The 19954-nt window shown below is 48.7% G+C and carries 19 protein-coding genes; 11 read left to right on the forward strand and 8 right to left on the reverse strand.

Annotation, left to right across the window (positions count from 1 at the left end):
• Window position 1: 1 nt before the first annotated feature.
• Entirely contained in the window at window positions 2-769 is a 768-nt protein-coding gene (locus tag MKX74_RS22820) for a hypothetical protein (RefSeq protein ID WP_341179940.1), read from the reverse strand.
• A gap of 483 nt (window positions 770-1252) precedes the next feature.
• On the opposite strand from MKX74_RS22820, the gene MKX74_RS22825 reads away from it, so the two are divergent.
• Together MKX74_RS22825 and MKX74_RS22830 are read left to right on the forward strand one after the other, a co-directional pair.
• Complete coding sequence (locus tag MKX74_RS22825; protein WP_341179941.1) at window positions 1253-1420, forward strand: YycC family protein; 168 nt, start codon at window positions 1253-1255, stop codon at window positions 1418-1420.
• Complete coding sequence (locus MKX74_RS22830) at window positions 1417-1647, forward strand: hypothetical protein (RefSeq protein ID WP_341179942.1); 231 nt, start codon at window positions 1417-1419, stop codon at window positions 1645-1647. The genes MKX74_RS22825 and MKX74_RS22830 overlap by 4 nt, the downstream gene beginning before the upstream one ends.
• A gap of 144 nt (window positions 1648-1791) precedes the next feature.
• On the opposite strand, the gene MKX74_RS22835 is transcribed toward MKX74_RS22830, so the two are convergent.
• Window positions 1792-2493 (reverse strand): DUF2225 domain-containing protein, encoded by a 702-nt coding sequence (locus MKX74_RS22835; protein WP_018885646.1) that lies wholly within the window; start codon window positions 2491-2493, stop codon window positions 1792-1794.
• A 36-nt stretch (window positions 2494-2529) separates the two neighbouring features.
• Complete coding sequence (locus tag MKX74_RS22840; protein WP_025680219.1) at window positions 2530-2907, reverse strand: globin domain-containing protein; 378 nt, start codon at window positions 2905-2907, stop codon at window positions 2530-2532.
• A gap of 439 nt (window positions 2908-3346) precedes the next feature.
• On the opposite strand from MKX74_RS22840, the gene MKX74_RS22845 reads away from it, so the two are divergent.
• Window positions 3347-4639 (forward strand): nucleoside recognition domain-containing protein, encoded by a 1293-nt coding sequence (locus MKX74_RS22845; protein WP_341179943.1) that lies wholly within the window; start codon window positions 3347-3349, stop codon window positions 4637-4639.
• A 184-nt stretch (window positions 4640-4823) separates the two neighbouring features.
• On the forward strand, window positions 4824-5627 hold the full coding sequence (locus MKX74_RS22850) for an NAD kinase (protein ID WP_018885650.1): 804 nt from the start codon (window positions 4824-4826) through the stop codon (window positions 5625-5627).
• Window positions 5628-5690: 63 nt separating this feature from the next.
• On the opposite strand, the gene MKX74_RS22855 is transcribed toward MKX74_RS22850, so the two are convergent.
• Window positions 5691-6593 (reverse strand): YutD-like domain-containing protein, encoded by a 903-nt coding sequence (locus MKX74_RS22855; RefSeq protein ID WP_341179944.1) that lies wholly within the window; start codon window positions 6591-6593, stop codon window positions 5691-5693.
• 34 nt (window positions 6594-6627) lie between these two features.
• The gene (gene lipA / locus MKX74_RS22860; RefSeq protein WP_341180643.1) at window positions 6628-7527 is read right to left on the reverse strand and encodes a lipoyl synthase; all 900 of its coding nucleotides are present in this window, start codon (window positions 7525-7527) and stop codon (window positions 6628-6630) included.
• Between the two features lie 210 nt (window positions 7528-7737).
• On the opposite strand from lipA, the gene MKX74_RS22865 reads away from it, so the two are divergent.
• Window positions 7738-8793 carry a M23 family metallopeptidase gene (locus MKX74_RS22865; RefSeq protein ID WP_341179945.1) on the forward strand — a complete coding sequence of 352 codons (1056 nt, stop codon included), beginning with the start codon at window positions 7738-7740 and terminating at the stop codon, window positions 8791-8793.
• A 146-nt stretch (window positions 8794-8939) separates the two neighbouring features.
• Here the strand turns inward: MKX74_RS22865 and MKX74_RS22870 are convergent, their stop codons facing one another.
• Entirely contained in the window at window positions 8940-9182 is a 243-nt protein-coding gene (locus MKX74_RS22870) for a hypothetical protein (RefSeq protein ID WP_018885654.1), read from the reverse strand.
• Between the two features lie 345 nt (window positions 9183-9527).
• Here MKX74_RS22870 and MKX74_RS22875 point away from each other — a divergent pair, with 345 nt between their 5' ends.
• The 6 genes from MKX74_RS22875 to mnhG are packed head-to-tail and all read left to right on the forward strand — an operon-like array spanning window position 9528 to window position 15380.
• Complete coding sequence (locus tag MKX74_RS22875; protein WP_341179946.1) at window positions 9528-12395, forward strand: Na+/H+ antiporter subunit A; 2868 nt, start codon at window positions 9528-9530, stop codon at window positions 12393-12395.
• A gap of 2 nt (window positions 12396-12397) precedes the next feature.
• Window positions 12398-12739: a Na(+)/H(+) antiporter subunit C gene (locus tag MKX74_RS22880; protein ID WP_018885656.1), complete on the forward strand. Its 342-nt coding sequence runs from the start codon at window positions 12398-12400 to the stop codon at window positions 12737-12739.
• Window positions 12736-14250, forward strand: a complete 1515-nt coding sequence (locus tag MKX74_RS22885) for a Na+/H+ antiporter subunit D (RefSeq protein WP_018885657.1) — start codon at window positions 12736-12738, stop codon at window positions 14248-14250. Before MKX74_RS22880 ends, MKX74_RS22885 begins: the two co-directional genes overlap by 4 nt.
• Window positions 14251-14255: 5 nt before the next feature.
• Complete coding sequence (locus MKX74_RS22890; protein ID WP_018885658.1) at window positions 14256-14735, forward strand: Na+/H+ antiporter subunit E; 480 nt, start codon at window positions 14256-14258, stop codon at window positions 14733-14735.
• Window positions 14732-15025 (forward strand): Na(+)/H(+) antiporter subunit F1, encoded by a 294-nt coding sequence (locus MKX74_RS22895; RefSeq protein WP_018885659.1) that lies wholly within the window; start codon window positions 14732-14734, stop codon window positions 15023-15025. Before MKX74_RS22890 ends, MKX74_RS22895 begins: the two co-directional genes overlap by 4 nt.
• Window positions 15009-15380 carry a monovalent cation/H(+) antiporter subunit G gene (gene mnhG, locus MKX74_RS22900; RefSeq protein ID WP_341180644.1) on the forward strand — a complete coding sequence of 124 codons (372 nt, stop codon included), beginning with the start codon at window positions 15009-15011 and terminating at the stop codon, window positions 15378-15380. Before MKX74_RS22895 ends, mnhG begins: the two co-directional genes overlap by 17 nt.
• 219 nt (window positions 15381-15599) lie before the next feature.
• On the opposite strand, the gene MKX74_RS22905 is transcribed toward mnhG, so the two are convergent.
• Together MKX74_RS22905 and MKX74_RS22910 are read right to left on the reverse strand one after the other, a co-directional pair.
• Window positions 15600-16529, reverse strand: coding sequence for a bifunctional helix-turn-helix transcriptional regulator/GNAT family N-acetyltransferase (locus tag MKX74_RS22905; RefSeq protein WP_341179947.1), 930 nt, complete (start codon window positions 16527-16529; stop codon window positions 15600-15602).
• Between the two features lie 280 nt (window positions 16530-16809).
• The gene (locus MKX74_RS22910) at window positions 16810-19791 is read right to left on the reverse strand and encodes a S8 family serine peptidase (protein ID WP_341179948.1); all 2982 of its coding nucleotides are present in this window, start codon (window positions 19789-19791) and stop codon (window positions 16810-16812) included.
• Window positions 19792-19954: the final 163 nt, after the last annotated feature.

Below are 19954 nucleotides of genomic sequence, written 5' to 3' on the forward strand. Positions count from 1 at the left end.
CCTACAGTCTAGTGGCTGGCGCAAAGGACATCCCTACAAAGCCCGCTTGACCTGAGCCTTGAGGCTGCAGCACGGTAATCTGCAAATGAACTCTAGCCTTCACTGCACCTGCTGGTACGGATAGTCCCGCCTGGAAGGTCTCCCAGTCTGCGTTGGTCTGTTGGTAGATCGCTACATGCTGATAGCTGAGAAGCTTGCCTGCAGCATCGTAATAGTTCACTACTACCTTCACAGCCGCCTTGTCCAATTGCATGACCTTCGCTTGTCCTCTGACGGTATAGCTCTCTCCTGCTGTCACTGCCATATCGCGATACATATTCGCGCCTCCGATCTGCGGAGAGCTTACGTCTATATATTGAATGACACGCTCCTGGCCCTCTGGTACAGGCTGCTGGTACACGTCGTCTGTTACCGTGTATACATCACCCGTTACAGTGCTCGTTCCCCCTGAGGATGCCATATATGCGTCTTCCGTGACGGTGCTGAAGCTGGCTTCCACTCCACGAGTCGCAAAAGACTTCCAGCCCTCGGCCAGCTGCCCCTTCACGGGAGCAGCACCTGCATCCCTAAGAGTGGCCTTGACTGTGAGGAGATTCCCCCCTGCATCATATGTATAGTGGACACTCTTCTTTTCCTGCTCTACGCTAATCAGTCGGTTCAGACTGTCATACTCATATTGCTGCGCAGAGAGCTCTGGCGCCGCTCCTCCCAGTAACACGACCATGACAACAACAACGCGAATCCATCCAGCTATGGCTTTCCTTCTCATTCGTTAGTGATCTCCTCTCGCCGTCCATCCAGCAATATGTATAAATTCTCATATTAACCCAATTCATTTTCTATTCTCCTAATTTTCAAAAATAGATTTCAATTGGGAAATTGAGCCTATTCTATCTATACTAAATTAGAAACATTTTCTAGGTCAATAGTTTTAGCCAAGTCTTTTGTAAGAAAATCGACGTACTTTCACAGAAGACAGACCGCGTTTAATTGAAGTGTTCTTGCGATAATTGAATTGTTCAGCTCCGCTGAAAACTTATAGATTCTATTATCTAAAGAAAAGGGAGTGGCTTAGAGTAATGTTTTCGAGCCCTAATTTGGCAGAACCTCGGCAACATGCTATATTGGATTACGACAAGCCGCTCATAAATGGAGGACGTAACTGAAATTGTGGGTACCAGCTTGAGGAGACTTGATCAATGAAGACACCCATTGCGGGTAAGAATATATTGCAGGAGAGGAGCATCTTTCGATGAGACCTTTACAAATTTCTCCAGACACAGCCATCAAGCTGTCTGAGAAGCTGAACGTTCCATTGGAACAGCTGATGCATATGCCGCAGCATATTTTAATGCAAAAGCTGGCCGAGCTGGCCAAAGAAGAAGCCCAAAAACATAATGGTGAGGCTTCTGAGTCATGATTCCTTTTAGCCATACCTGGCCTTATGAGATCATTATGGGTGATATTTATGTAGAGCAATGCCCCTTCTGCAGTCAGGAGCATGTGCTCCTCCCACTTAAGCCTAAGCAACTATCCGCCATTCATGACGGTCAGAAGAAGCTGCTGGTCTTCCCCTGCTGCCACAACCGGATTACCTTGCTGGATTGTGATGATGATTATCTGCTGGCTGACATAGCACTTCGTTAGCAATCGACACAAGGTAGTAACTGTCGTAATAAGCTGCCTATGATTAGTACACGGAAGTAATTCATGTCCGATTAAGTCCATAAATACATCAAGAGCTAGCCTGAGTACTCCCGTACTCAAGCTAGCTCTTGATGTATAACCTATTTAGGCCTGCTCCATCTCGGTAGGCAGCTGTTCATTACTAGCCAGCATTTGCTCACGCAATACGCCCCACTGTTCACGAGATGCTCGAATCATGGCCGCATCCACAATACTCTTGTCGTTAATGACCCGCGAGAACCAGCGAACGGCCTCACGAAAGTTACCTACTCGCCGATTCAATTCACCAATCAGGTACAGCAGCTTGGCATTGTTAGCCCCGACACCCTCCAGCTCATAGACCCGGATGTAGGATTCAAGACAGAACCCCAGGAAGCGAGTCTCCTCCTCCTGCAATCCTTTATACCTGTAGAGCCATGCTATGTGATGAAGTAAGCTGGACACGACACGTTCCTTTTCCTTTACGGTCTGAGCACACAGGAGACCCAGCTTGTACGTCTCAAGAGCAACCTCCCAGGTACGGGCTCCACCATAATCCCGCTTCGTCCAGCGGGTACCGATCTTGTCCATGAATGCCTTCTTCTGATGATCACGAAGGTTCGTCTCTGAATTCTCCGTTGTGGCGAACCCACATTCCGGACAGATCCGGATAACATAGAAATCAGGATTCTCATTCTTGTAATATCCGCAAAAATCAGAATCTGTACGGATCGCCTTCTTCAGGCTCGGACGTACGCGAGAGGTCTGAAACTCATGCTCGCAATTGGGACAGGTTACCTTGATCTTAAATAACGGTTCAATTTCCAAAATAGCTCCAACCCTTTCTGGGAAAGCATCACAGGGCTAAGGGGTGTTCACGAAGTGATAGGCTGGTCCGGATAGCCGCTTGATGATAAAGGAGTGAAGCTCACCTTCAACCCCAACCTCTGTAAGCGCCTCTGCCATACAGGACAGCCATGCCTCTGCTCGCTCTTCCGTCACAGCAAACGGCAAATGACGTGCTCGCATCATCGGATGCCCGACGGCTTCCGAATACAGCGATGGCCCTCCGAAAAACTGGCTCAAAAACATATACTGCTTCTCAAGGACTGGTGTAATATCTTCCGGAAACAAAGGAGCCAGTAAGGGATTCTTCTGGACTTTGGGATAAAAAGCCTCCACTAACGAACGCACTCCATGCGCTCCTCCAAGATTGTCGTAAATTGATAAGTTAGGATTCACATGCCCGCCCACTTTCTATAATTCAGAAATGATAGACCTAATCATTATACCATTAATAATAAAAAAAGGCGCTGTGAGCGCCGTTACACTTCATTAAATTTCCTGCAACAATTGTAAAAATTTTAATCAGCTCACTAACACATGTTATTCAAGGAGACATGCTAGTAGCTTCGCCAGTCCTCTTCACCGGGATGGACGAGAGAAGCACGGATGACATACACGAAGACACAGACCAGAATACCAGCAACGACACTCATGATTATCACTCCATCCTTAAGAGTTTTATCGTTGGTCTCATTATTTTAACATACCCGTTACAAATGTACACCCTTGTATGAAAAGGTTTTCTCGTTTTTTTTGGTACTCTTTGTCCACTTGTCATCATAAGGATAACCAAGCTTATAATACATTCCAGCAATACGTTCATGAGGAGGCAATCATGTCATTCCTGAGAACATGGGGCTTTATTCCCCTCTCCTTATCCCTGCTTGCGGTGATGTTGATATTAACCGCTCATCCCGGGCCTGCGCTGGAAGCAGGGATACGCGGCCTGTCCATCTGGTGGGATGTACTTTTTCCCTCCTTATTTCCGTTCTTCGTCCTGTCTGAGCTCATGCTGGGCCTAGGCATCGTTCACTTCGCTGGATCATTGCTTGATCCCGTTATGAGACCTCTATTTCGCATCCCGGGAAGCGGGGGCTTCGTCGCAGCGATTAGCTGCGCTTCTGGCTATCCTGTAGGAGCCAAATTAACAGCTCAGCTATGGGAGCAGGGCAAAGTGTCGCGTGAGGAAGGTGAACGACTCGTTGCTTTTACGACCTCATCAGACCCGATCTTTCTCATCGGAGCGGTGTGTGTCGGCTTCTTCCATGATCCTTCTCTGGCTCTCATTCTCATGCTTGGTCACTATGGCGGAGCATTGTGCATAGCTCTACTCATGCGTTATCACGGAGCATCTCATACCGTCTCGCATCCCTCGCAGCCAGCATCGACTGCAGCTCACAAGACAAGCCTGCTGAAGCAGGCGCTGCTTGCCATGCAGCAAGCACGAATAGAGGATGGACGTTCAGTTGGTACCCTACTGCGGCAGGCAATCATCTCTTCCCTCAAGCTTATTATGGTCGTAGGAGGGCTCGTTGTATTCTTCTCTGTTTTTTTGCAGAGTCTGATGCTCTCGGGTCTGATGACGCAATTGAATAGCTTCGTGGCAACAATGCTCAGAACAGCGGGCTTCCCGGTATTGTTGACCGATGCAATCACCGGAGGAATCTTCGAAGTCACCCTTGGTGCCCGTGCGGCTGGCCAGACGGAGGGAACTCCGCTTGTATTCAAGGCCGCGGCTGCAGCATTCGTGCTATCTTGGGGAGGATTATCTGTTCATGCCCAGATTGCAAGTATATTGAATCATACGAATATTCGGTATTGGCCCTTTCTCATTGCACGTTGTGCACATGCCATTATTGCCAGCTTGCTTATACTGCTACTATGGAATGTCGTACAACCACTTCAGGCACTTACTCCCGTATGGCTCTCTCTGAAGGATTCTACACAAGTACTGCCAACGCTACTCTACAAGCTAAGTATGCTGCACACCACCGATTGGTACATCACCATAAGTGCATTCTCTATATTACAGTTCCTGTTATTCCTATCCTTACTCATGGTTATCCTGTTGCTGGCTCTGGTGGTTGCCTTCATACGCAGCTTCCTACGTCAAAGACCATCGCTTTGATACAGGCTGCATTCTACCCCTGACGAATTTGCTTCTAGATATGTACAGAAGTCTGATCTCACCAGGACCATCCTCATCCTGACACCTTTGTCCATTTTTCGTGTTGTTTCCTGCGGATTCGTTGTGTTCTTGCTGATAATTGATTATGATCGTAGTATACCCAATGACAAAGGAGCTTTTCATCTTGAGATACTATGTTCTGGATCGCGGGGATCGCCATTCCATTGATCTGAGTCAGCAGTTTCACCTTCTTGCCAAAGCCAAGGGCTTCAAGCTTGATGCCGAATCCCCTGAGATCGTCGTATCCATTGGCGGTGACGGGACGATGCTGCACGCTTTTCATACCTTTATCGACCGTATTCCTGATATAGCCTTCGTTGGTGTGCATACTGGGCATTTGGGCTTTTACGCTGACTGGCGTGCGGACGAGTTGGAACAGCTCGTAGAATTGATGAGTCAGGCTCAGAATGAGGAAGCCATGCGACCACGCATTGTGAAATACCCCCTCATTGAGTTGCAAATTCACAAGAAATCTGGAAGTGCCTCCTATATTGCGCTTAATGAATTTACCTTGAAGGGTGTAGACGGGACCGTGGTTGCCCAAGTAGACATTAATGATCTCACTTTTGAAATGTTCCGCGGTGACGGTATTTGTGTATCCACGCCCTCGGGAAGTACCGCATACAACAAAGCACTGGGCGGAGCTATGATCCATCCGACGATTGAAGCGCTTCAATTAAGTGAGATTGCTTCCATTAATAACCGGGTATATCGTACTCTGGGCTCACCTCTGATTCTTCCCAAGCATCATCATTGTGATATTTTTTCACGTAAGGAGCAGCGCCTGCTGCTTACTGTTGATCATATTAATATTCCGCTTGATGACCTGATCTCCGTTCGCTGTCAGGTGGCTCATCAAAAAATCAGCTTTGCCAGATACCGCCCCTTCCCATTCTGGAGCCGGGTACGCAATGCCTTCTTGAATTAAACTGATTCTATGTAAAAAAGCTTCATACACTAGGTGCCATTAAAAAAAAGCAGTTCCTGAATATCAGGAGCTGCTTTTGGCTTCATTTCCACTTGCTACAGGAGTCTGCTCCTGATCTCTACGTTCCTTATGCTGAGGGCGTTCTTTATTGCTCTGGACACGTTCCTTCTGTCCTGAACGCACGTCTCCTCTTCCCTGCTTGGCCTCCGCCTTGGGTGAACGCTGCTCCGACCTGTCTCGCTCTGAACGATTGCGACGGCCGTCACGTCCCTCACGGTTACGACGTGGTTCCTTCGACTCTCTGGAATCACGACCCTCTCGTACCTCACGAGACTCGCGCGCCTCCCTTGGCTCACGAGAATCCTTGGATTCGCGAGGCTCTTTAGGCTCACGCATCTCTTTGCGATCGCGCGACTCTCTAGGCTCACGGGCTTCACGCGACTCTCTGCGTTCCTTTGCTTCAGAGCGAGCTTCCCGTGAATCATTGCGCGATTCACTTCGCGCTTCCTTCCGCGACTCTGCGCGAGACTCATTTCGGAATTCGTTACGTGATTCGTTACTGCTACGTGATTCACTACGCGAATCCTGACTCTCGTTGCGCTGCTCTCTTACAGTCCGATCTTCCTTGGGAGAGCCATCTTCCTTGCCCAGCTCGACAGCTGTGTCCTCTGGCTCCATAGGAATATCAATCTGCCCCTGAGGTTGATGGATACGACGCAACACAAAATAAGCACAGCCGAAGTTACAATATTCGTTAATATAATCTGTGACCACCGCAATTGTACTATCCCTATGTGCTTTGGGATGACCATCACGGAACAGTCCCTTCAGGCGAAGCTGATTATAGCCCCAATCACCGATAATATAATCGTAGCGGTCCAGAACCTCGCTGTATCTCTCCCGGAACATTTCCAGGTTCCATCCGTTTCTATAGTCTTTCACAACTTCATATACTTTTCCGCCCACTTGAAACAAAGCTTCTTCCCGCCCTTCCTAAGGGTTAAGCTTTCATGGCCTTGTGCTGCTGATGCTGCGTGGCGGATTGAACCTGCTCATGCGCATGATAGGAGCTACGGACCATCGGGCCAGACTCGACATGGCTGAAGCCCCGCTTTAAGCCCTCTTCTTTTAATTTAAGAAAATCCTCTGGAGGATAGTATTTCTTGACATACAAATGCTTATCAGATGGCTGTAGATATTGGCCGATCGTCATGATGTTGCAATCCACCTCACGCAGATCATCCATGGTCTGCAGAAGCTCATCCCATTCTTCGCCTACACCAAGCATGATACTCGACTTCGTCGGAATGGTAGGCTGCATTGCTTTGGCCCTTCTTAGCAGCTCCAGTGAGCGCCGATATTTGGCCTTTGCTCTCACCGTATCTGACATTCGTTCTACGGTCTCAATATTGTGATTCAAGATGTCTGGCTTCGCATCCATTACGATACGCAGCGATTCCTCATCTCCCATAAAGTCTGGGATCAGCACCTCGACTGTGCATAGTGGCAATTTGCGGCGAATCGCATGGATGGTCTCGGCAAAAATCATAGCGCCACCATCCTTCAGATCGTCACGGGCTACACTCGTTACTACACAATGCTTCAGATTCATCTGCGCTGCCGATTCTGCTACACGCTCAGGCTCTTGTAGATCCAGCTCCGTAGGCATGCCAGTATTAACCGCACAGAAACGACAAGCTCGTGTACAAATGTCCCCCAAAATCATGAAGGTAGCTGTACGGTTCGCCCAACATTCATAGATATTCGGACAACGTGCTTCCTCACATACGGTATGAAGAGTTTTGGAGCGCATCATGTTTTTGATTTCCTGGTAGTTCTCACCTGTTGTCAGCTTAATGCGTATCCAGTCAGGCTTAGGTTCTTTCACTTTTTTAGACAATGTCATGAACCTTCTTTCTAGTCAGGTTATATCATGCCACATATTATAACATGAAAGCGGTGGGAATACCTCCATTCTTTGTTTTCTGCAGGCGGGATAAAATGACAGGCTATTGTTCATGATAATCACAACTTTTTATTCCGTGGTGAGAGGTAACAAATCCATCTGCCATTGAAGCGGAGTATATAATTTTCGGAAGGGGGTTACACCTTGCTGCTTCGCATAAGGCTGCGCTGTACCGCCCGGTGGTGCCTGCTGCTTCTGGCCATGGCTATAGTTCAGCACGCCTGCAGTTCTCACGTCGCGGCTGCTCCCGCAGAGCAAGCGAAAGGTCTGCATCAGCAGACCGAAGAAGACATTTTTCGCTCTAGGACCATGCTATATCAGCAGATCAGCAAAAAAACAGGCGTGCCTTGGTACCGCCTTGCTGCTATAGATCAGTATGAGCGAACGTTAACTAGGGTGCATCCGAAGGATCGACAGCATGCTGAACGAGTAAGTGGTATATTCGTCAGCTCTCATGTCTGGTCTGGTCAGTTCAATCCGGATCAGGAGGATCAGAATCCAGCATCTATCGCTTTTTTTGAGGGATTTGGTCGGGACGGATCAGGAGACGGACAAGCTAACCCGGACGATGATATGGATCTACTGTTCAGTGTAGCAGCCTATCTGACGAATTATGGCCAAGCCGAGGATAAATTTCATATTGCTCTGTGGGAGTATTACCACAATTCCCGTTCAGTCCAGCGCATTCGGCAATTCACCAAGCTGTATCAGACCTACGGCACTCTTAAGCTTAATCAGCATGCGTTCCCGTTGCCGCTAAGTAGCGACTATTCTTATCGAAGCACCTGGGGAAGTGGACGAAGCTGGGGAGGCAATCGAATCCATGAGGGGACAGACCTTTTTGCCCGATACGGAGTCCCTGTTCGAAGCACCTGTCATGGGGTCGTAGAGGTGAAGGGCTGGAATCCATTTGGTGGGTGGCGCATAGGCATTCGCGATATCGATAACCGGTACCACTACTACGCACATCTATCCGGCTTTGACAAGAAGCTATCCACAGGAGATCTTGTTACCCCGGGGCAGACCATCGGTTGGGTAGGTAGCTCAGGCTACGGCAAGCCAGGAACGCAAGGCAAATTCCCGCCGCATCTGCATTATGGAATATACCGTGATAGCGGATTGAGTGAATGGTCCTTCGATCCCTACCCGCTGCTCAAGCACTGGGAGCAAATGGAGCGTAAGCAGCTCAAAAAGCGGTAATCACCATTTAGCCCATACCATGATCCGATCTATCCTATGACATAGGCCGGCCTATATCACACAAGCAGCGAGGTTCCACCTGTGGAATCTCGCTGCTTGTGTTGTTTCGTGGCGGCAGCAGGTTAGTCCTTATTGAGGGATCTAGCTTACCGCAGCACTTTGACATATTCACGAGGCAAAAAAATAACCCCGCTCTCCCCTGAAGTATCACCATTCAAGGAAGATATACTGATCCTCTTGGCATGCAAGTTTGCTCTTTGACCCGTTTGACCATACGCCTGAGCTTGGCTCATCTCATGACGAGCATAAGAGTCCAGCCCCATGCCGATGACCAGCAATAGAACAAACATACTGAGACATAGTGTACATTTGTAATGATATTCGCTCATCATTCCCTCCCTTCACTAGAGAGTCATTCCCCATGCTCTGCAATTTCATGCCGCTGGCAATATCTTTTGACAACGACCTGATATCAGGTTATATTAAGTACGATGTCCACCACATGATGTCAATGAGGAACTTAATTGCATAATAGTGTGTCTGTTCGCAGCCATCATTGCGGGAGACATTTTTCTGGAGGAGCCTGTCACATACGGGCTCTTTTTGCGTTTTTTAGGACATACTTCTTATATTTCCACCATCAGATTAGGACGATTCCATGTGCGAATTGCCTTTATCTTGATGTATTACAGATCTCACATCTTCGGTCTATTGACGATTAAGGAGGAGAACACTTGTCTTTGCTGCATCTTGCCATCGTATTACCCTTTCTGCTCGCTGTGCTCATTCCAATTATTCATCCTTGGACGCAGCGAATTCATGCGGGGTGGCTGGCACTGCCTCTCCCATCCGCATTATTTATTTATTTTCTTACGCTTATTCCAAGCATCCGAAAGGGGCAACCACGCTCAGCGGAATTATCATGGATCCCTTCGCTGGGCATCGACTTCAACGTCTATGCTGACGGTCTGGGATTGCTGTTCGCACTGTTGATTAGTGGAATTGGCGCCCTCGTGGTGCTCTATTCCATCTATTACATGGATAAGACAAAAGAGGCTGTACAGCGTTTCTATGTATTTCTCCTGTTGTTCATGGGAGCTATGCTGGGTGTTGTGCTATCTGACAATGTCATGGTGCTCTACGGGTTTTGGGAGCTTACGAGCGTATCCTCCTTCCTGTTGATTGCTTTCTGGCATAAGCGTGAGCGTTCCTTGTACGGCGCTCTAAAATCCATGCTCATTACCGTATTCGGCGGCTTATGCATGTTCGTCGGCTTTATTCTGCTGTATGTCATAACGGGAACCTTCAGCATTCGGGACATGGTGGCGCAGGTAGAGCTGATGTCCGGGCATACCTTAATGCTTCCAGCCATGCTCCTCCTTCTGCTCGGTGCCTTTACCAAATCCGCGCAGTTTCCGTTTCACATCTGGCTACCTGATGCGATGGAAGCCCCAACACCCGTCAGCAGCTATCTGCACTCCGCTACGATGGTGAAGGCAGGTATCTATCTGGTAGCGCGCTTCAGTCCCATATTCGCAGGCATGAGCGAGTGGTTCTGGCTTGTCACAGGCTTTGGCCTGATGACCTTGATCTATGCATCCTTTCGGGCGATCAAGCAGACGGATCTCAAAGCCTTACTGGCTTTCTCGACCATCAGCCAGCTTGGACTGATCATGAGTCTACTCGGACTCGGCTCGGCAGCAGCATTTTACACAGGTGAGGATTCCATTTTCTACACCAAGGCTACGGCAGCTGCTTTCTTCCATTTGATCAATCATGCCGTCTTCAAGGGAGCCTTGTTCATGGTAGTGGGCAATGTGGACCATGAGACGGGGACACGGGATATTCGCAGGCTGGGCGGACTTATGGCCCTGATGCCAGTTACCTTTACAGTTGCGGTGGTAGGAGCCTTCTCCATGGCAGGACTGCCTCCCTTTGGCGGCTTCCTGAGCAAGGAAATGTTCTTTGCGGGTGTACTGCAGATTATGGATATGAATCTGTGGAGCTTGCATACGTGGGGAATACTCGTACCTATCTTGGCCTGGGTCGCCAGCATCTTTACGTTCGTGTACAGTATGATTCTCGTATTCCGGACGTTCACCGGACAGGGACATACCGAACAGCTGCCCAAGAGTCCCCATGAGGCTCCACTCGGGATGCTCATTCCTCCTGTTATCCTTGGCTCTCTGGCTATTATTATCGGGCTATTCCCGAATGTGGTCTCTTATGCCATCCTGGAGCCTGTCATGGCTGCGGTCCACCCTGCGATAATTTCTGGGGGGGGGAGCTTTGCCATTCATATTTCGTTCTGGCATGGCTTTACGACAGAGCTGTTCATGACGATGGGTGTTGTACTGGCAGGGGTGATAGTCTTCCGTCTTCAACGCCGATGGGCTCCATTACATCAACCTATATTTAATACCTGGACTATTAACCATGCATATGATCACGGGCTGGTGCACATGGAACGCTTCTCCAATCGCTTCACGAAGGGGTATATGACAGGGTCTATCCGCCACTATGTTATGTATATTTTTGTGTTCCTGATCGCGGCGCTAGGCACCATGTTAATACGGACGCCGGGTCTAACCTTCGATTTGTCTGGTTACGCACCCATCTCGTTCTATGAGGCTATTGTGATGATCGTGCTTGTACTGGCAGCCGTGATGACGATTTTTGCCCCTACACGCCTCATGGCGATTATTTTGACAGGAGCAGCTGGATACATTGTAACCTTATTTTTTGTCCTGTTCCGTGCACCTGACCTGGCCTTGACGCAAATGATCATTGAGACGGTATCGGTGACATTGTTCCTGTTATGCTTCTATCACTTACCCAAGCTGCGCCGGGAAAAGTTGCGAATTCCCTTCAAGCTGACCAATCTGGTCATCTCGCTCGGGGTCGGCGCTGTCATGACGATCATTGCCCTGGGTGTAAGTGGCCGTCCGTTGTTCGATAGCATTGCCAGTTATTATTTGCAGGAGAGCTACAATCTCGCTGGAGGCAAAAATGTAGTCAATGTCATCCTCGTCGACTTCCGTGGCTTCGATACGCTGCTGGAGATTACAGTGCTGGGTATTGCCTCATTGGCTATCTACGCTTTGGTGCGTCTGGAGCCATCGGAAGGACTCAGCTCCGTGACTCGACCAGAGAGGGAGAATTCCGCAGGTATGTATTTTGCCAAAAGCAATGATGTCATTCTTAGAACCGTATCCAAGTTCGTCATTTTCATTATTTTGACCTTCTCGCTATATCTGTTCTTTGCGGGTCATAATGCACCTGGCGGAGGGTTCATCGGGGCACTGATGTCTGCAGCTGCGCTGATCCTGCTTACCATGGGCTTCGGGATGAAGACAATGCAGCGCATCCTTCCGTTTGATTTCCGCAGCTTGATTGGCCTCGGTCTGCTAGTGGCCCTGCTGACGGGCATGGGCTCCTTCGGATTCGGAGCAGCATTTCTTAGTCATGCCTTCGGCTATTTCGAGCTTCCGCTGCTTGGCAAGACCGAGCTGGCTACAGCCGTATTATTTGACCTGGGTGTCTATCTGACCGTCATTGGCGTAACCATGACAATAATCTTCTCGATCGGGAGGGATGAGTAACTGTGGAGCTATATATGTCACTAACCATTGGGATCCTGTTCGCTGCAGGCGTGTATCTGGTTCTGTCAAAAAGCCTGCTGCGCATCATCTTGGGTACCTCTCTGCTGACTCATGGTGTACATCTCCTGCTGCTTACAATGGCTCGGCTAAAAAACGGTGCACCACCTCTGCTGGCTGACGGTACCCGCGAATATGTTGACCCGTTGCCGCAGGCACTGATCCTGACCTCCATCGTCATTAGCTTCGGCGTCACCTCGTTCTTTCTCGTCCTGGCCTATAAGGCGTATCAGCGGCTAGGCACAGACGACGTGGAGCAGCTGAGAGAGGAAGGTGAGGAAGCATGAACAATCTCGTCATTCTCCCGTTGCTCATTCCTTTATGCACGGCGATTGCGCTGCTATTCATGCACAAGCGAGTTCGCTTGCAACGGTTAGTTAGTCTGCTCGGAGCACTGGTGAACCTGGCAGGTACGATAATCCTGGTCTATCAGGTACGAACAGCAGGCATTCAGACTCTATACATGGGGGGCTGGATACCTCCCTATGGCATCGTCTTTGTAGCAGATATGCTGGCTGCGCTGCTTGTACTTACGACCGCCATTGTCAGCATTGCCTGTCTGATATTTGCCTTTGGTACTATTGGAGAGAACAAGGAACAGCACTACTTCTACCCATTCTTTCAATTCCTGATTGCAGGCGTCAGCGGCTCCTTCCTGACGGGGGATCTGTTCAACCTGTTCGTCTGCTTCGAGGTGATGCTCATCTCGTCCTACGCCCTGCTGGGTCTGGGAGGGAGCAAGCGTCAGCTACGGGAAGGGCTGAAGTACATTCTTATTAATATTCTGTCCTCGACGCTGTTCGTTGCCGCAGTAGCCTATCTATACGGGATTACAGGAACCTTGAACATGGCGCATTTGTCCCAGCGAGTAGCTGAGGTAGGTCAGGGCGGAATGCTCTCTGTAGTAGCCATGCTGCTGCTCATCGTCTTCGCTCTGAAGGCGGGGCTGTTCTTGTTCTACTGGCTACCTGGTTCCTATAGTGCTCCCCCTACCGTCGTAAGAGCACTGTTCGGCGCACTGCTGACGAAGGTGGGCTTGTATGCCATCATCCGTACGTTCACATTGATCTTCTACCATGATGCCTTCATAGCGCAGGGTTGGATTGGCTGGATGGCTGCGCTGACAATGATTCTAGGAGCGATTGGTGCTGTTGCATACTCCGATATTCATCGAATTTTTAATTACAATATCATCATCAGTGTCGGATTCATTGCAGCTGGTATCGCTATCTCCAGCCCTGATGCACTGAATGGGACCGTATTCTACCTGATTCATGACATGTTAGCCAAGACGCTGTTATTCCTACTCGGTGGTATGATGATCACGGCTGCTGGCTCAGAGCGTCTACAAGACATGGGCGGATTGATTCGCAAATGGCCTATTATTGGCTGGATCTACCTAACGACAGCCCTGGCATTGGTAGGCATTCCGCCACTGAGCGGCTTTGTGGGGAAAGTATTAATCGTAAGGGGCGGTCTAGAGGCCGGGGCTGACCATGCTCAATTCTACGTCCTTACTGGCATTGCAGTAGCTTCTAGCTTCGTCGTTCTATATTCCCTCGTTCGGGTATTCATGCGTGCTTTTTGGGGCGAGACGACTTCATCTGTAGGTCCTTCTGGGGAGCGCTCTTCTACACAAGTCCGGATGCCACATTCCAGCATGATTCCGGTTGTTGGCCTGTTGGTTCTCATCCTCTTGGTTGGCTTTGGCTCCGAGGGCGTATACACCTGGATCTCGCAAGCTGGAGAAGTCCTCACTCATCCAGAGCTATATATTGAAGCGGTATTAAAGGAGTAATGGAGATGGCCTATCAACTTCTATTAAATATCATCGTCGGTCTCGTCTGGATGCTGCTGAACAACGAGTGGTCATTCCTGCAGTTCGTAATTGGTTATCTGATTGGCCTATTGCTCATTGGACTGCTTCAGCGCTTCTTGCCTCACGCTTTTTATGGTAAAAAATTATTGTCTATTGTAAAGCTGCTGTACATTTTCAATAGAGAGCTGTTCCTGTCCAGCTTCACGGTGATTCGGCAAGTACTGAGACCCAAGCTGGATATACGCCCAGGCATATTCGCTTATCCGACTCGCTTAACCTCGGATTGGGAAGTGACACTTCTATCCTGTCTGATCTGCCTGACACCCGGAACACTGACCCTGGAGGTATCCCGAGAGGGCAGCACCTTGTACATTCACGCCATGGACATCGGTGACGTGAACGAGTTGACTGTACAGATTCGCGATACGTTCGAGAAGGCCATTATGGAGGTGACTCGCTCATGATGGATATCATGCTGCTACTGGCACTATCTCTAATTGCATTGGCGATATTGGGATGTATGTTCCGCTTGCTCAAAGGCCCGTCAATCGCCGACCGAATTGCTGCACTGGATACGATCGGCATCAGCATTCTATCCATGATTGCCATTCTGTGCATGCTGCTGCGTACCGAGGCCTACCTGGACATTATTCTCCTGATTGGGATTCTGACCTTTATCGGAACGGCCGCATTCGCGCGTTATATAGAAAGGGGGCACGTTCTGGAAAATGGAGACGATGAGATTCATCGCTGAGCTGCTGGTAGGAGGGATTGTGCTGTTCGGAGCGCTGCTTGGCGCGCTCAGTGCCTTTGGGCTTATTCGGTTGCCTGACGTGTACCTACGTTCTCATGCAGCAACCAAGAGTGCTACACTCGGCGTACTGTTTGTTCTTGGGGGGACCTTTCTGTATTTCCTGTTGTTCATGGATCATCTGAGCATCAAGCTGCTGCTCGGTATTGTGTTCGTCTTCATTACCGGGCCCGTAGCCGGGCATCTCAACGGTAGGGCTGCCTATCGCTCCGGAGTAGCCATGTGGAAGCACAGTGTACAGGATGATCTGGGTCCAGCTTTAAAAAAGGAGCAGACACAGGCAGATCAAGCCAACTAATGCTTGGGCGAATATAAGAAGGATCTTGACAGATCTAAGGAAGTCTAGGGAAGAATGCGATGTAAGAGAGAGGAAAACGCGATTTTATAGTAACTATAGGTATTAACAGGATTCAAAATACAGCGCTGTGCACCCACTACGATTAGGGCGTACAGCGCTGCTTCTTTGTATTTGGCTTGTTCTTTGCTGGACTTGGTTTGACTTGAATCACGGTTTAAATTACAGCTGTAGTCGCAATGTCCAGGTCTCATCGATTAGTTCGGGCCCAAATTGGGTATGAGGCTCCTCGTGAATGAGCTGAAAGCCCATTTTTTTATAGATATGTCTAGCTTCCGTCAGTACGTTATTTGTCCATAGCACTAGCTCCTCGTACTGCTGCTGACGGGCAAATTCAATGGCTTCTCGTACAAGGCTGGTCCCAAGCCCAAGTCCACGCGCTTTGGGATCGACCAGTAGCAGGCGTATTCTGGCTACCTTCTCCGAATCCTGCACGACCATGATGGAGCCGACCACCTCACCAGCCATTTCCGCTACCCAACATCGCTCTCGATTAGAATCATGCTTTTTCAGATAATCCAGCGCAATCTGTGATACTGCGGCCTCAAACCCCTCATTCCATCCATATTCACGCTTGTACAATATCGCATGCTTGTGAGTAATGATTCCCATATCTCCTGCCACGGGCTGGCGCAGCACGAAAGGATTGGCATGTCTGAAGTCAGGGGTCAGGATGCTTTCAATCGTGCGCATGGCCTCCAGCAGTCTGGACTGCTCCTCCTCAGGGATGCTCTGCAACAGCTCTGTGACCTCCTCATTTGAGCGCTGTTCAAGCGGGGCATAGGCCTGCTCGCCCTCTTGAGTAAGCTTCAGCAAAAACTTTCGCCCATCCTGCTCAGAGCGTATCTTCTGGAGAAAACCCTGTTGATCCAGCCGGGTAAGAATCCGGCTCAAATAACCCGGGTCAAGCCCGAGGTCCCTGGTCAGATCGGATGCCGTTACCTCCTCACGATGAGCAAGCTCGAACATTACACGTACCTCTGTGAGCGAATAGCTGCTTTGCAGCAGTCCTTCCTGTAATACGCCGATTTTGCGAGTAATGAAGCGATTGAAATTTCGCATTTGATGTACACGTTCCGCCAATTCGACCATGTATGTGCTCTCCTTCTAGTCAGTGATTTATTTTAATTTATTGCAGTATATAATTTGACTTTGTCAACTAATTAATTTGACAAAGTCAAATTAATTAGTTGACAAAGTCAAATTGTTTCACCTAATGAAATCATTAAGAGCAATCTTACTGTGACCTAGCTTTACAGGAGAACTCAGATCGCCGTGTTGTATCAGTACACAAAAAGACGACCCATCTGGGTCGCCCTCTTGTTCAAAAGTGTATATTCTGCTCGTAATCATCTTTTTGGTGACTTCGCTATTATCTACTGATAGTAATACGCTTTGTAGCAGCATCGTAGTTCACTGTGTAGCCCGCAGCCTCGTTGATGACCCGCAGCGGCACCAGCGTATAGCCATTCATAATGATCGGAGCCTCGCGAATCTGCGAGGAGTAATTGCTGATTACACCATTATCCTTAATCATGATAAGTCGATTGCCAACCCAGAGCGTCATCTCACGCTTCATTTCCAGTTGATTCACAGTAATCTTCTTGTCCGTATCACTATAATCTACGATCGAGCCTGTTGTTTCTCCAATGAAGCGCAGAGGAACCAGGGTTACCCCATTGCGCACAATTGGGCTTTGTGGAATGGTTACCGATCTGCCATCAATTGAAGCCTGTGGTGAGCCAATGGTTAGTGTGATTCTCCGTGGCGACGTAGACGATGTTACCACTGGATTACTTGCTTGAGCCACCTCGGACGGGAATACCTGATAACGGATTCGGCCCAGTCTCAGGAGCAAAGCATCCTTGTTCAAGCCATTTTCCAGATCTTCTGCTGCATCTCTGGCATCGTACCAATCTGTCTGACTCAGTGATCTTTCTGCACGCTCCACTCGACTCGTCGCTCGTTCCAGGTCCCGGCTGTTTCTGGAGCTAGAACTGCTGGAGCTACTGGAGCTTGAAGATGCTCTGGTACGGCCAGTGATTTCTACCCCTGGAGATTCATCTCCACTTGAATTAACAGTCGCCACGCGAATATCATAAGTCCGATCGGATCGAAGACCGCTAATCTCATAATTAGATCTGGTCGTGCTGGTCTCCAGCTTGTCATCTACATATATTTTGACTCTGTTAATGGCACTTGGAATTCTATACTCAATCTCAAGCGAGGTTGTTCCTCTGTAAGAGACGGACAGATTTGTGACCTCTACGCGATTGTTCGTTGATCCCGAATTGCTCGAAGAAGCCGAAGTCGTACCTGATACACTTGCACCAGGTGCCACCAGATTCCCACGCTTCGCTCTCACCATAAGTGTATAAGTCGTAGATGGGTTCAGGCCTGTATACGTAAATGATTCTCCTGTAATCTGCTGTTGAATCAAGTTCCCGTTCAAGTAGACATCTGCAGCATCTGTGTTAACAGGCTTCGTCCAGGCGATCGCCAGGGAATTGGTACCCGTGCTAGTGACGCGCAGATTCGTTACATCCGCTACCGGACTTGTATCTGCTGCCGTTGTGCCTGGAACGCTGACCCCAGATGCAATCTGAGAACCGCGTTTGGCTCGTACGGTCAACGTATATGTTGTTGAAGGATTTAGGCCCGTGAAAGTAAAGGATTCACCACTTACCTCCTGAACATAGTTGCCATTCAGGTACACATCAGCCGTGTTCGTATTAGCCGGCTTTGTCCAGCTAATCGCCAGAGAATTGATTGTGGAGCTGGTTACAGTCAGATTTATTACATCACTTACAGGTGTATTATCTACCGTAGCGGATGTCGTTTCCGTAAGGATTTCGTTATCTACAGAGATATTCCCGCTCGTATCCACAGCTCTAACCTCAATCTTGTAACTTGTGCTAGGCTGCAGAGAGTTAATTTTAATATTATTCAGGCTGGTTCTTCCATACTCTTGATCGTTTACATAGATCACAAATTCTTTGAAATCCGAATCCGCTGGTCGAGCATAGGCTATCTCCAGAAAATCCGGACCTTTGGAGGTAACACGTAGATTCGTCACTTTGCCTGGTGGCGTTGTATCTACCGGATCGGTTGGATTTGTCGGATTCGTTGGGTTCGTTGGATTAGTCGGGTTTGTTGTCTTATCCGTTCTGAACGTCACCGACTGCCCGCTGGATTCAACTGGAGTCCCTTTGGAATTGTATACCGTTTTTACGATGTAGGTATATTGGGTATCCTCATCCAGATTCATCAAAGGATACTCTTCGTTATATACGGCCTGCTGAACATTGACTCCCTGATCATTATAGATGTTCACGTGACTGAAAGCCTGATCAGTTGGTTTCTTCCAGGTCAGCACCGTACTAGTCTGTGTAGTTCTTACCGCCTCCAATTCGGTTACTTCTTTTGGTAGTAATTTGAAGGTGGCGAGACCATGACCATAACGCTCATCTTTTCCAACAGCACCCAGATCCTCTGCGTTATTAAATAGCTGTGTACGCAGGTCCGACGCTGAAAGCGTTGGACTTTGTGACTTTAATAATGCAAGTAATCCGGTTACATGTGCAGCAGCGATCGCTGTTCCGTTACTTGTAGTATATGTAGATCCAGACTGCGTCGTCCTTACTGCTACACCTGGAGCTACGACTGCCAGAGATGCACCTGTAGCTGAGGAGTCTGCACGCTGATTCAGATTATTAATAGAACCTACACCTACTACTCCATCATATTTTGCTGGATACTCAACGGTATCATCATTACCAGCAATAGAGCCTCCGTCTCCAGCAGCAGCTACAACCAGAATTCCTGCATCTGTGGCTGCTTTGATAGCTGTACGCAACTGAGCTTCCTTAGTTAGATCGCTAAGAACAGGACTAATATGAATAATATCCACGTTTCTACTTACTGCCCAGTTTATACCCTGGATCAGTGAATCTGCTTCCGTAATCCCATCATCCTTAGTAACTTTAGCTACATATAATTGTACAGAAGGTGCAACACCCACATTATCACCAGAAATGACACCCGCTACCTGAGTTCCCCGACCAAAAAGATCATTACTGGTAGAAGAGCCTGGCTGATTCGACAAATCTATTTGTTGCACAGGAGAGTCAAGCTCCACATGATTGTTCATGCCCGAATCGAGCACAGCAACCTTCACACTTTGACCAAGTATGCCTGCTGCGTGAGCCTCAGGCACATTCATAGCTTCCAGATCCCATGCTGAAGCCGCATGAATTGAAGATGGCGTCAGCACCACAAATTCAGTCACTCCCGCCAGAAGAGTCAGCGATAATATCGAAGCCGCAATCTTTCTCAATCGTTGTTTCTTCATCATACCACCCTTTAAATATCCTTATTTTTGAACCTATTTCATCTGCGTAGTTGTGTAACATAACCAACGCTCGTCCACGATCTGTCCCTGTCAGTCCCAAGCTTGCTTTCCAATTATAGATACGTCGTGAAATAGATTCTGTTGTTCTCTTGAACAAAAGGTCTAG

Source organism: Paenibacillus sp. FSL K6-1230, assembly GCF_038002385.1.
Lineage (GTDB): Bacteria > Bacillota > Bacilli > Paenibacillales > Paenibacillaceae > Paenibacillus > Paenibacillus massiliensis.